We start from the raw sequence: 11,701 nt of genomic DNA, 5'->3' as shown, positions 1-11,701 counted from the left end.
TATAAAAATTAAAATTATTAGAGATTTAGCTACACATTAAATTCACTTTGTAAAAAGTAACTTAAACATCAAAATAATATTTGCAAATGGTTTAATAAAAATCATTTATAAAATTGATAGTAATATTCAGATAAATGAGAGAGTTTGGAAATATTACAAAAATGCCCTGAGAAAATCAGGGCATTTTATAAAGTTTAAATTCCTCGCCAATCTACTCGAGCGTTTCTTTCAGTTTGATATATTCTTAAAACATATTGTCCTAGAGGCAAATCGAGTAAATATTTTTGATAGTTGACCCATTCCTCAGAAACTTCTTCTGCTTCTTCTCGCTCCCACGGCGTACCTTTCACCTCTAATAGTGGTGCGAGTATCGAACAAACAGAAATATCAGCAAGACTTAAGCGATCACCCACCATATAGCGCGCTTGATTTTCAATTAAAGAGTGGTTGAGTTCATTTATAAGTTCGCCCATGCGTTCTTTGGACTGGCTTACTAACTCTTCTTCAAGTTTATAGTTCTTCTTTACGAGGGTTTTGAGAAAAGGTTTAGATATTTTTTCAAACTGACGTAAATAGCCTTGTTCGCCCATCATAATTTCTAGAGCATGATCCCCTTGGGCTAAATTATGTGCTAAAGCCCAACGGCGCACATGTATACCAAGCTCATCAGCCAAACTATCAATTTTTAAAGTTTGTTGTCTAAGTTGCTCATCACGACGTAAAAGCGCGTGTTCTGGGTAAGTATCATCCAAATAAAGTGCAATTTTGGTTGATTCAGCGATCCACTGATGATCATCTTTCAAAATCGGCAGTAAATTTTGCCCTGTTTTGAGTTGTGCGAAAGCACGATGAAATCCAGGAATCAAGTTATGAGCCACATAATCAAGTTCTTTATGGTCTAACAACCAGCGAGCTTTTTCACAATAATGGGACAAAGGAAACTGATACAAAACCCGCATAAAATCTCCACGTTTATTTTTATTTGACTATTTGTACAAAAATGGTCGATGGTAAGTAGATACTTTAAAAGCTATTTTTATTTAAAACAATGGATATTGTGCTCATTTTTTTCTGACAGTTAGGTATAGCTTTTTATATCTTTTTTTACCGTACTTATTGCTCTTTTTCATATTAAAACGGGTTTTGTTATTATTTTTTTGCATTAAAAATACAACCAATTGATTTATATAAACTTTTAATATCTTTATTTCTCCATTAAAAATCAAAAAAAATGCTTTGCACTTTATTTCATAAGCTGAGCATAAGTCCTCGTTTAGTGGAAAAATATTTCTTTTGTAAGGTAATGACAGCAATACAAGGTGTCATTATGTCTAATTCTCTATCTAAAACGACGGCATACGTCCAAATCATTCAAAATGATCAACAAGCCATTAATGCTGCTTATCAAGTGGCTGATTATGCTTTAGAGGGTCGTAATACACGTGATCAACAACGCTTATTACCGCATGAGCAAATTGAAAGCTTTAGCCAAAAAGGCTTAGGCGGAATTCGAATTGCGAATAAATATGGCGGAGCTTTTGTTTCTAATAAAACTTTAGCGCACGTTTTCCGTATTTTAAGTAAAGGTGATGCGAACGTTGGTCAGATTCCACAAAATCAGATTAGCCTTTTAAACCTGATCGAAATTATGGGTACAGAACAACAAAAACAATTTATCTTTTCAGAAATATTAGCAGGTAAGCGTCTTGCTAACGGTGGTCCAGAACGTAATACACATGACTCAAAAACATTAAAAACCACACTTACCATTGAAAATGGCAAATATATTTTAAACGGCGAAAAGTTTTATTCGACAGGTACAAGTTTTGCGCATTGGCTCGCAATTAAAGCGGTTCATCCAGATGGCTATGTCGTTTTAGTGATTGTGAGTCGAGATGCTCAAGGTATTGAAGTCATTAATGACTGGAATGGCTTTGGGCAACGTACGACAGCGAGTGGTACGGTTAAATTAAATAATGTCGAAGTTAACCCAGAACTTATTTTTGATGAACGTTTATTGACGCAAGCTCCAACCTATCGCGGTGCTTATTCGCAGTTATTACAAGTAGCCATTGATGTAGGTATTGCAGAAGCCGCATTTGACGATACTTTATCGACTATTCATAAAGCACGTCCAATTATTGATGCAAATGTTGAAAAAGCCAGCTTTGAACATTACACCCTGCAAGAAGTAGGTAAGTTAAATATTTTGCTCGATGCTGCAATTTTACTGCTTGATGAAGCTGCTGAATATTTAGATGAACTTGACCAACTTCAAACTGTGACTGATGAACAAGTAGCTAAAGCTTCAATTTTGGTTGCTGAAGCAAAAGTCTATGCCAATGATGCGGCTCTACAAATCTCTGAAAAACTACTAGAGCTGGGTGGTAGCCGTTCAAGTTTAAGCCAACACAATTTAGATCAACATTGGCGAAACGCCCGTGTACATACATTACACGACCCCGTTCGCTGGAAATTACATGCCATTGGCAATTATTACCTTAATGGTCATTTCCCTGCCCGCCATGCCTGGATTTAAGGAGAAATTGTCATGACTTCATATCAATCAGTTCAAACAAAACAAACATCGGCATCTGGCCAAGCGCACATTATTCAAAATGATGCTGAAGCTTTAGAAGTTGCCAAACAATTTGCTGAGCAATTTAAGAAAACCGCAGTAGAACGAGACTCTAAACGAATTTTACCGTATACCGAAATTGATGCTTTAAGCCAATCAGGTCTTTGGGCAATTACAGTACCAAAGCAATATGGCGGTGCCGAAGTTTCAAGTCATACAGTTGCTAAAGTAATTGCGCTTTTAAGCGGTGCAGATGGTTCAATCGGACAAATTCCACAAAACCATTTTTATGCTCTAGAAGTCTTACGCAATACAGGCACAGAAGCTCAAAAACAACGTTTATATGGTGAAGTGCTAAATGGTACTCGCTTTGGTAATGCACTTGCTGAGTTTAAAACCAAGACTTCAACCCATAAACAAACCAACATTCGTCCGCATGAAAATGGGTATTTGATTCAGGGTGAAAAGTTTTACTGCACAGGAAGTTTATTTGCTCACCGTATTCCAACCTTAGTTTTAGACGATGCAGGCCGAGAATATCTAGCCTTTGTAAAAAGTGGTTCACAAGGACTAAAACTTGTCGATGACTGGTCTGGCTTTGGACAAAAAACCACAGGTAGCGGCACAGTTAAGTTTGATCAGGTTTTTGTCGATGCAGATGATGTCATCCCTTTTGATACTGCATTCTTACAGCCAACTTTAGTTGGTCCATTTGCTCAAATTATGCATGCATCTATTGAGGTAGGTATTGCACGAGCAGCCTTTGAAGAAAGCTTGCAAAGAGTACATCAAGCTCGCCCATGGATTGATTCGCAAGTTGCAACGGCAAACCAAGATCCTTTAACAATTTATGAGTTGGGCCGTATTGCGGTAGATGTACGAGCAAGTGAAGTCTTATTAAAACAAGCTGCTCATTCAATTGATGCAGCAAAAATTGAAACCACACCTGAAAGGATTGCTAAAGCTTCAATTGATGTTGCCAAAATACGTGCTCATAGTAGCTATATCGCATTAAAAGCTTCGTCGAAGCTAATTGAACTTGCTGGTAGCCGTGGTAGTCAAGCACAAGATGGCTTAGACCGTTTCTGGCGTAATGCGCGTGTGCATACGTTGCATGATGCTGCACGCTGGAAATATTACTTTATCGGCAACTATGTTTTAAACGGTGTTCTACCACCTCGTCGGGGGACATTGTAATGACAGATTTTAAAGCTAAAGAAATTTTGCTGAATGCCTTTGATATGAACTGTGTTGGGCATATTAATCATGGTCTATGGACACATCCACGTGATGAGTCACACCGTTTTAATGAGCTGAGCTATTGGACAGAACAAGCCAAAACCTTAGAAAGTGGCCTATTTGATGGTTTGTTTATTGCCGATATTACAGGTGTGTATGACGTCTATCAAAATGGCATTGATCTGACTTTAAAAGAGTCAATTCAGCTTCCGAGCCATGACCCATCTACACTCATTTCTGCTATGGCGGCAGTCACTCAAAACTTGAGTTTTGGAGTCACTGTTAATTTGAGCTATGAGCATCCGTATCAGTTTGCTCGTCGCTTTGCGAGTCTTGATCATTTAACTCAAGGTCGTATTGGCTGGAATATCGTTACCGGTTATCTAGATAGTGCGGAACGTCTTATCGGTCAAAAAGGTTTAAAAGACCATGATGCCCGCTATGAACAAGCCGAAGAATTTTTAGAGCTTTGCTATAAATATTGGGAAGGTTCATGGGAAAACGACGCAGTCAAAAAAGACAAAGTCCAACGTGTTTTTACAGACCCATCTAAAGTTCACACCATCCACCATCACGGGAAATATTACCAAAGTGAAGGTGTATTTCAGGTATCTCCTTCTGTGCAACGCACCCCAACATTATTTCAAGCTGGTGCTTCACCGAAAGGTATGCAGTTTGCGACTCGTCATGCCGAATGTGTATTTATTGGCGGCGACAAGCCCGAAAAAATACGCGAACAAGTGAAAAAGATTCGTGCTCTTGCCGAACAGCAAGGCCGTTCAGCGAATGACATTAAAGTCTTTGTTGGCATAACCGTTGTGGTTGCCGAAACACATGATCTCGCTGTACAAAAACTTAATGAATATCGTCAGTATGCAAGTCCTGAAGCTGGGTTAGCGCATTATGCGAGTTCAACTGGTATCGACTTAAGTAAATTTGCAGACGATGAAGCGATTCCTTACCAAAAAAGTAACAGTATTGTTTCGATTACCGAAAAGTTTAAAGAGCAACAAATTACTAAAAACGACTTAAAAGCTCAGCATGTTTTAGGTGGTCGTTATCCGCTCATCGTTGGTAGTGGTGAAGAAGTTGCTGAATACTTAATTCATCTTTTAGATAAGACAGATATTGATGGCTTTAATTTGACCCGTACTGTTGCACCCGAGTCTCACCACGACTTTATTCGCTTGGTCATTCCTGAGCTGCAACAACGTGGTCGCTATAAAACTGCATATAAAACGGGTTCACTGCGGAACAAAATCTTTAAACGGGGTGATCAATTACCAGAACAGCACCCTGTTCAAGCGTTCCGATGTAGTCCCTATAACAACAGCAAAAACTTAACAAAAATTGAAGAAATAACTGCTTAAATTTGGAGATAGACATGGCTCAAACAGCCTCAAAAAAATGGCTAGGCGTAGGCTTAGTCGTTGTAGTCCTTTTTGTTGCTTTATTCTTTTGGAATAAACACCGTCAAAGTGGCTCAAATGAACTTGTAATTGGTATTAGTCCACCATTTGCAAAAACTTTACAAGCTGCTGCTGATGAAGCGAAGCAACAGGGTTTAAATGTGAAACTGGTCGAATTTTCCGACTGGAATACACCAAACATTACCTTAAATCATGGGGATATTGATGCGAACTTTTTCCAGCATCAACCTTTCTTAGACAATGCAATTAAAGAAACTGGCTTTAAATTAAAGGCATTTGCAGTAGGAGCAGCATCACACGTGGGACTTTATTCAAAGAAATATAAAAGCTTTGATGAGTTGCCACAAAACGCACGTGTAGTCATTCCAAATGATCCAGTGAATCAAGGCCGTGCCCTACTACTTTTACAGCAAGCAAAATTAATTACGCTTAAGGATTCAAACAATCACTTATCTGCACTCAAGGATGTTGTTTCAAACCCTAAAAATTTGCAATTCATCGAGGTTGAAGGGCCACAAACTGCTCGTGCAATTGATGATGTTGACTTAGCTTTTGGCTATCCACATTACTTACGTTTAGCAAAAACAGCTGACCCTGAAAGTGCACTTTTACTTGATGACAATACCAATAAACGTTATGCCATTTTGTTTGTAGTACGTGATGACTATCAGGATAAAGGCGACAAATTGAAGAAATTTGTTGAGATTTATCAAAATTCGCCAAAAGTTAAAGCTGTTTTAGATGCTGAGATTGGGCCAAAACTTTGGTTCCCTGGCTGGAAGTAATAACGGAAAGATTATGGCGATTCAGTTCAAACAACATAAATCTTGGTTACTCGGAATTACGATTATTATCGTAGTTCTGGGTCTCGTCGGTTATCGTTATATTAAAAATAAGCAGCCCGATGATGTGTTAACGATTGGCATTAGCCCGCCTTATGCTGAGTTACTACAAAGCGTTGCTAATGAAGTGGAAAAACAAGGCGTTCATGTCAAACTCGTTGAATTTTCTGATTGGCGAGCACCAAATGTTGCCGTACAAAACGGCGATATTGACGCAAACTTTTTCCAGCAAAGCGTATTTTTACGCAATGCTGTTAAAGAAACAGGTTATGACTTACATGCATTTGCCGTGGGCTCAGGAAGTCATGTGGGTTTATATTCAAAAAAATATAAAACACTTGAAGACTTACCTTCGCAAGCACGTGTTGCTATTCCAAATGATCCCGTCAATTTAGCTCGTGCCTTAATTTTGCTCCATCGCGCGGGCTTAATTCAGCTGAAAGATAGTAACAATGAGCTTTCAACGACTCAAGACATTATTGCTAATCCTAAACAGCTAAGCTTTGTTGAGGTTGAAGGCCCACAAACAGCACATGCATATAACGATGTCGATTTAATTTTCGGCTTCCCCCACTACTTAAAAATGGCAAAGGTAACCGACCCACATAGCGCATTATTTTTAGATCCAATCAATAAAAAATATGCAATTTTGTTTGTGACCCGTCGCGATTACCAAGATAAAAACCAAAAACTTGCAACCTTTGTTAAAGCATTCCAGAACTCAAAACAAGCACAAGATATTCTGGATAAAGACTTTGGCAAAGGTATGTGGTTTCAAGGCTGGAAATAAGGAGAATGACAATGGTGAGTTTTGGATCACAAGTTGATTTTTCTCTACCCCATATCAAAATTCGCGGTTTAAATAAGTTTTACCAATCACAAGGTCAAAAACTGCATGCTTTAAAAGAGATTAACCTTGATGTTCCTCAAGGTAAAATCTTAGGCATTATTGGTAAAAGTGGTGCAGGAAAATCTTCCTTACTCCGCACTTTAAATGGCTTGGAACAAGTGAATACTGGCAGTATTCATATTCATCAACAAAATATTGCTGAATTGAGTCATAGCGAGCTTATCCAAACCCGTCAACGTATTGGAATGATTTTCCAACATTTCAATTTAATGTCTGCAAAAACAGTTTGGGAAAATGTGGCATTGCCCTTAAAAGTTTCCAATTACAACAAAGCAGATATCCACCAACGTGTAAATGAAGTTTTGGCTTTAGTCGGGCTAGCAGATAAGTCTGGCTATTATCCGTCACAACTTTCTGGTGGGCAAAAGCAACGTGTTGGCATTGCACGCGCACTGGTTCATCACCCTGAAATCTTACTTTGTGATGAAGCCACCTCAGCACTTGATCCAGAGAGTACCGCCACTATTTTGGCTTTACTTAAAAAGATTAATCAGGAACTTGGCCTAACGATTGTACTCATCACTCACGAAATGCAAGTCATTCGAGAAATTTGCGATCAGGTCGTAGTGATTGATCAAGGTGAAATTGTAGAGGCTGGGCAAGTCTGGTCTGTATTTTCACGACCGGAGCAACAAATTACTCAAGAATTGTTAAACCTTGAGCAGATCACTCTGCCTTTTAAAATCAGTCCACTACCCGATGAAGATTCGACTCATATTATTGTAAAACTGAAATATGAGGCTGAAGCACATCAAGTTCCGGATATTCAAGAACTACTTGCTAGATTTAAAGCACCCGTCAATTTATATCAAAGTCAGGTCGATACGATTCAAGGGCACATTATTGGCTCACTCTTAGTCGGTATTCCTAACATAGAAATTGATCTTTCATCTATACGACAAGATGCATCAACTGCAATTGCACAATTTGAGGTACTTGGCTATGCACGACCAGCTCATTGATTTATTAATTACTGGAACTGTAGATACCTTACTCATGGTAGGTGCATCTGCTTTTATTGCTTTTTTAATTGGCTTGCCCATTGCCGTCATTTTAGTCAGTACATCTGAGCACGGCATTCACCCATCGCAAAAGATTAATCAAGCTTTGGGTTGGGTCATTAACATTACTCGCTCTGTACCCTTTCTTATTTTAATGGTTGCACTCATTCCGCTTACTCGCTGGATTGTCGGTACGAGTTATGGCGTTTGGGCAGCTATTGTTCCATTGACTATTGCTGCAATTCCCTTCTTTGCTCGTATTGCAGAAGTCAGCTTACGCGAAGTCGATCAGGGCTTAATTGAAGCTGCACAAGCTATGGGTTGTAACCGTAAACAAATTATTTGGCATGTGCTTTTACCAGAGGCTTTACCGGGTATTGTAGCTGGCTTTACTGTGACTATTGTTACCATGATTAACTCCTCTGCGATTGCTGGTGCTATTGGTGCAGGTGGTCTAGGAGACATCGCATATAGATATGGTTATCAACGTTTTGATATGCAAATTATGTTGGCTGTCATTTTTGTGCTCATTGTTTTAGTTATGTTAGTACAAGCAACTGGCGATGCATTAGCCCAGCAACTTGATAAACGTAAAGTTTAAACTCAACAGAACCCCGCTCTAGCCATGACTTTGTCATGGCTTTCATGTAAAATCAGCGACAATTTTTAATTTACACATTTGTGAGTGGTTTTCATGGGTTTTAATTGCGGTATTGTTGGTCTGCCAAACGTAGGGAAATCTACCCTTTTCAATGCATTAACGAAAGCAGCAATTGCAGCGGAAAACTTCCCTTTCTGTACCATTGAGCCAAACACAGGTATTGTTCCTGTACCAGATCCACGTCTAGACAAACTTGCTGCGATTGTTAAACCGCAACGTATTTTGCCAACTACAATGGAATTTGTGGACATTGCAGGTCTTGTTGCTGGTGCATCAAAAGGTGAAGGCTTAGGTAACCAATTCCTTGCTAACATCCGTGAAACTGATGCAATCGCTCATGTTGTACGTTGTTTCGAAGATGAAAACGTGATCCACGTAAATGGTAAAATTGATCCATTAGACGACATCGCAACTATTAATACTGAACTTGCACTTGCCGACCTTGAAACTGTTGCTAAAGCAATTTTACGTTTAACTAAAGTTGCTAAAGGTGGTGACAAAGAAGCTGTAGCAACTAAAGCAGTTTTAGAAAAAATCCAACCGTTACTTGACGAAGGTAAACCAGCTCGCGCGGCTGATTTGTCTGATGACGAACGTAAATTAGTTCGTGGTTTTGGTTTAATGACTTTAAAACCAACTATGTATATTGCAAACGTTGCAGAAGATGGTTTTGAAAACAACCCACACTTAGACGCAGTTAAAAAACTTGCTGCTGAAGAAAATGCAATTGTTGTTCCACTTTGCAACCAAATCGAAGCTGAAATTTCATTATTAGAAGATGAAGATCGTGCTGAATTCCTAGAAGCAATGGGCATGGAAGAACCAGGCTTAAATGTGGTTATTCGTGCAGGTTATGCACTTTTAGGTTTACAGACTTATTTCACTGCTGGTGTACAAGAAGTTCGTGCATGGACAGTAAAAGTTGGTGCAACTGCTCCTCAAGCGGCTGGTGTGATTCATACTGACTTCGAAAAAGGCTTTATCCGTGCTGAAGTTGTTGCATATGATGACTTCGTACAATACAACGGTGAAAACGGCGCTAAAGAAGCTGGTAAATGGCGTTTAGAAGGTAAAACTTACGTTGTTCAAGATGGCGATGTAATGCACTTCCGTTTTAACGTTTAAGTTTAAAGCTTAAGAAAAAAAGCCCCATCATATTGGGGCTTTTTTTATGTTTAATGACTTAAATCCATCGCCTCTCGTTTACTGCGCGCCTCTTGTAAAATACGCGCATGCAAAGGCTTTCTAAAACCCAGCATAAATATAAATTCTGCCAATACAAATAATGGCCCTATCGCAAGTCCAATCACGTCATCAACAAAAGCTGGTTTTTTCTTTTCGAAATAATGCCCAACAAACTGAAAGACCCACCCCACCACAAAGAAACCAATACTTGCCGCTAACCATTGTCCTAAGGATAATTGAGCAATTTGGCTCGCCAGTGGATATACAGCGGCTAAAAGAATTAGCATGAGTAAACCAAATACTTTATCTAAAATGAAATAATAGATCGTACTAGCTGCAATCAATACCATGGCTAAAGTCAATTTAAAACTACCAATATCAATTCCTGCTCTCGCTGTTAAACATAGAATTGAAAAAACGATGAGTGGAATACCAATAAAATGCGTCAAAATATTTTTATGATTTAAGTGGTAAGCCGCATATTTGCTAAGCTGTTGCTCCAGATTCGACATGAGTTGTTCCCTATTCATCTATCTATAGTCATACTGTACAAATAAAGAAAACTTAAAGTTGTCAGCTATTTGACAAAGTAATGATTTTTTCATGGATGGGCTGATATTGGATCTTATTTATATTAATCGACTAAGAGAAAATACATGGTTTAGTGTGCTTCCAGAAGCATTCCAAAACTTTATTCTAGAGCATGGTAAGCAAAGAACATTTGAAAAAAACAATTATGTGTTCCGTGCCCAAGATATATTTGATGGTATTTATACTGTGCTTGAAGGCTCAATTAGCTTGGGCTATGTCGACGTAAATGGTAATGAAGCGCTTTCTGCAATTGCTGAACCAATTATGTGGTTTGGTGAAATATCCCTGATTGATCATGAACCGCGCTCACACGATGCGATCGCTTTGAAAAAAAGTACCGTTCTGCATATTCCTGCAAAACCATTAAATGAGCTACTCAAAGAAAATCCATATTATTGGTACTATTTTGCACGTTTAACTAGCCAAAAACTCAGGTACGTTTTCTTAGAACAGATTGCTATCCAAACACGCAGTATTTCTCAAAGGCTTGCTCAACGTCTTCTATTCATTTTAGAAGGTTATGGCAATCATATTCTTATTCAAGATCATCACATTCATATTTCTCAAGAACAATTGGCAAATATGCTGACCACATCTAGACAGACCATCAACCATGAGCTGAGCTTGCTCGAAAAACAAAAGATCATCAAAATAGCTTTTAGAAAAATTGAAATTTTAGATATTGAGAAATTGAAAGGAGTTGCTCAAGTCCATTCCTAATCTTTGTACAGCCCGCTATATGACAAAAACTTAAAACCAAATTAAAAAAATAGATAACGCTGCAAAACAACACATTGTTCAAACTCTATTTCACAAAATAAATGTTTTAAAGCAGATATTTTCATTTTACACTCAAGCTGAGCAATCATACTCAACAAGGCGCTGATTAACATGAAAAAATTATCAACAATTCTTACAGCTGGCGTATTGGCTATGTTAAGTGTTTCGGCATTTGCATGTCCAAAAGGAACTCAATTACAAGGTGGTACAGGGCCAAATCATAAAGGCGGAAAATGTGTTGCTGCACACGGCAAAGCAACTGCTAAAAAAGAAGCAGTAAAAGCAAAACAAGATGTTAAAAAAGATATGACTGAACAAAAGCATCAAGCAATGATGAAATCTATGCATGCTCAGCACGATGCAACTCAAATGAAACATGATGCAATGAAACCAGCAACAAAACCTTAATTAACATTCACTCATTATCGTTTTAAAAGCAAAAAAGCGAGATTGATCATCTCGCTTTTTTATATTTATAAATTTT

At 38.3% G+C, this 11,701-nt stretch carries 12 protein-coding genes; 10 read left to right on the top strand and 2 right to left on the bottom strand.

Annotation, left to right across the window (positions count from 1 at the left end; translation table 11 throughout):
* Nucleotides 1-194: 194 nt before the first annotated feature.
* Entirely contained in the window at nucleotides 195-959 is a 765-nt protein-coding gene (locus NL42_RS15405; RefSeq protein WP_446090591.1) for a glutathione S-transferase family protein, read from the bottom strand.
* Nucleotides 960-1,303: 344 nt separating this feature from the next.
* Between NL42_RS15405 and NL42_RS15400 the strand changes: the two genes are divergently transcribed.
* The 8 genes from NL42_RS15400 to ychF all read left to right on the top strand — a co-directional run bounded on the left by NL42_RS15400 (nucleotide 1,304) and on the right by ychF (nucleotide 9,786).
* Nucleotides 1,304-2,539, top strand: coding sequence for an SfnB family sulfur acquisition oxidoreductase (locus NL42_RS15400; protein ID WP_461313401.1), 1,236 nt, complete (start codon nucleotides 1,304-1,306; stop codon nucleotides 2,537-2,539).
* 12 nt (nucleotides 2,540-2,551) lie between these two features.
* A complete protein-coding gene (locus tag NL42_RS15395; RefSeq protein ID WP_461313400.1) occupies nucleotides 2,552-3,775 on the top strand; it encodes an SfnB family sulfur acquisition oxidoreductase in 1,224 nt (407 codons plus the stop codon).
* A complete protein-coding gene (locus NL42_RS15390) occupies nucleotides 3,775-5,187 on the top strand; it encodes an LLM class flavin-dependent oxidoreductase (RefSeq protein WP_461313399.1) in 1,413 nt (470 codons plus the stop codon). Before NL42_RS15395 ends, NL42_RS15390 begins: the two co-directional genes overlap by 1 nt.
* 14 nt (nucleotides 5,188-5,201) lie before the next feature.
* The gene (locus NL42_RS15385) at nucleotides 5,202-6,032 is read left to right on the top strand and encodes a MetQ/NlpA family ABC transporter substrate-binding protein (RefSeq protein ID WP_252608488.1); all 831 of its coding nucleotides are present in this window, start codon (nucleotides 5,202-5,204) and stop codon (nucleotides 6,030-6,032) included.
* Between the two features lie 13 nt (nucleotides 6,033-6,045).
* Nucleotides 6,046-6,879 (top strand): MetQ/NlpA family ABC transporter substrate-binding protein, encoded by an 834-nt coding sequence (locus NL42_RS15380; protein ID WP_461313398.1) that lies wholly within the window; start codon nucleotides 6,046-6,048, stop codon nucleotides 6,877-6,879.
* Nucleotides 6,880-6,884: 5 nt separating this feature from the next.
* Nucleotides 6,885-7,961, top strand: coding sequence for a methionine ABC transporter ATP-binding protein (locus NL42_RS15375; protein ID WP_461313397.1), 1,077 nt, complete (start codon nucleotides 6,885-6,887; stop codon nucleotides 7,959-7,961).
* Entirely contained in the window at nucleotides 7,942-8,601 is a 660-nt protein-coding gene (locus tag NL42_RS15370; protein WP_461313396.1) for a methionine ABC transporter permease, read from the top strand. The genes NL42_RS15375 and NL42_RS15370 overlap by 20 nt, the downstream gene beginning before the upstream one ends.
* Nucleotides 8,602-8,694: 93 nt before the next feature.
* Nucleotides 8,695-9,786 carry a redox-regulated ATPase YchF gene (gene ychF, locus NL42_RS15365; RefSeq protein WP_004642544.1) on the top strand — a complete coding sequence of 364 codons (1,092 nt, stop codon included), beginning with the start codon at nucleotides 8,695-8,697 and terminating at the stop codon, nucleotides 9,784-9,786.
* A gap of 50 nt (nucleotides 9,787-9,836) precedes the next feature.
* Here ychF and NL42_RS15360 read toward each other — a convergent pair whose 3' ends face one another.
* Complete coding sequence (locus tag NL42_RS15360) at nucleotides 9,837-10,358, bottom strand: Mpo1 family 2-hydroxy fatty acid dioxygenase (RefSeq protein WP_461313395.1); 522 nt, start codon at nucleotides 10,356-10,358, stop codon at nucleotides 9,837-9,839.
* Nucleotides 10,359-10,449: 91 nt separating this feature from the next.
* Here NL42_RS15360 and NL42_RS15355 point away from each other — a divergent pair, with 91 nt between their 5' ends.
* The gene (locus NL42_RS15355) at nucleotides 10,450-11,157 is read left to right on the top strand and encodes a Crp/Fnr family transcriptional regulator (RefSeq protein ID WP_461313394.1); all 708 of its coding nucleotides are present in this window, start codon (nucleotides 10,450-10,452) and stop codon (nucleotides 11,155-11,157) included.
* 171 nt (nucleotides 11,158-11,328) lie between these two features.
* Entirely contained in the window at nucleotides 11,329-11,625 is a 297-nt protein-coding gene (locus NL42_RS15350; RefSeq protein WP_461313393.1) for a hypothetical protein, read from the top strand.
* The last annotated feature ends 76 nt before the right edge of the window (nucleotides 11,626-11,701 follow it).

Source organism: Acinetobacter sp. GN11, from assembly GCF_054823985.1.
Note: the sequence above shows the minus strand (reverse complement) of the source record. Positions and strands in the feature narration are given on the sequence as shown.

What these genes read in the sequence shown, in the direction of transcription:
- NL42_RS15350 (WP_461313393.1), top strand. Translation starts at nt 11,329, where the DNA reads ATGAAAAAATTATCAACAATTCTTACAGCTGGCGTATTGGCTATGTTA.
- NL42_RS15390 (WP_461313399.1), top strand. Translation starts at nt 3,775, where the DNA reads ATGACAGATTTTAAAGCTAAAGAAATTTTGCTGAATGCCTTTGATATG.
- NL42_RS15395 (WP_461313400.1), top strand. Translation starts at nt 2,552, where the DNA reads ATGACTTCATATCAATCAGTTCAAACAAAACAAACATCGGCATCTGGC.
- NL42_RS15375 (WP_461313397.1), top strand. Translation starts at nt 6,885, where the DNA reads ATGACAATGGTGAGTTTTGGATCACAAGTTGATTTTTCTCTACCCCAT.
- NL42_RS15370 (WP_461313396.1), top strand. Translation starts at nt 7,942, where the DNA reads ATGCACGACCAGCTCATTGATTTATTAATTACTGGAACTGTAGATACC.
- NL42_RS15385 (WP_252608488.1), top strand. Translation starts at nt 5,202, where the DNA reads ATGGCTCAAACAGCCTCAAAAAAATGGCTAGGCGTAGGCTTAGTCGTT.
- ychF (WP_004642544.1), top strand. Translation starts at nt 8,695, where the DNA reads ATGGGTTTTAATTGCGGTATTGTTGGTCTGCCAAACGTAGGGAAATCT.
- NL42_RS15355 (WP_461313394.1), top strand. Translation starts at nt 10,450, where the DNA reads ATGGATGGGCTGATATTGGATCTTATTTATATTAATCGACTAAGAGAA.
- NL42_RS15405 (WP_446090591.1), bottom strand. Translation starts at nt 959, where the DNA reads ATGCGGGTTTTGTATCAGTTTCCTTTGTCCCATTATTGTGAAAAAGCT.
- NL42_RS15400 (WP_461313401.1), top strand. Translation starts at nt 1,304, where the DNA reads ATGACAGCAATACAAGGTGTCATTATGTCTAATTCTCTATCTAAAACG.
- NL42_RS15360 (WP_461313395.1), bottom strand. Translation starts at nt 10,358, where the DNA reads ATGTCGAATCTGGAGCAACAGCTTAGCAAATATGCGGCTTACCACTTA.
- NL42_RS15380 (WP_461313398.1), top strand. Translation starts at nt 6,046, where the DNA reads ATGGCGATTCAGTTCAAACAACATAAATCTTGGTTACTCGGAATTACG.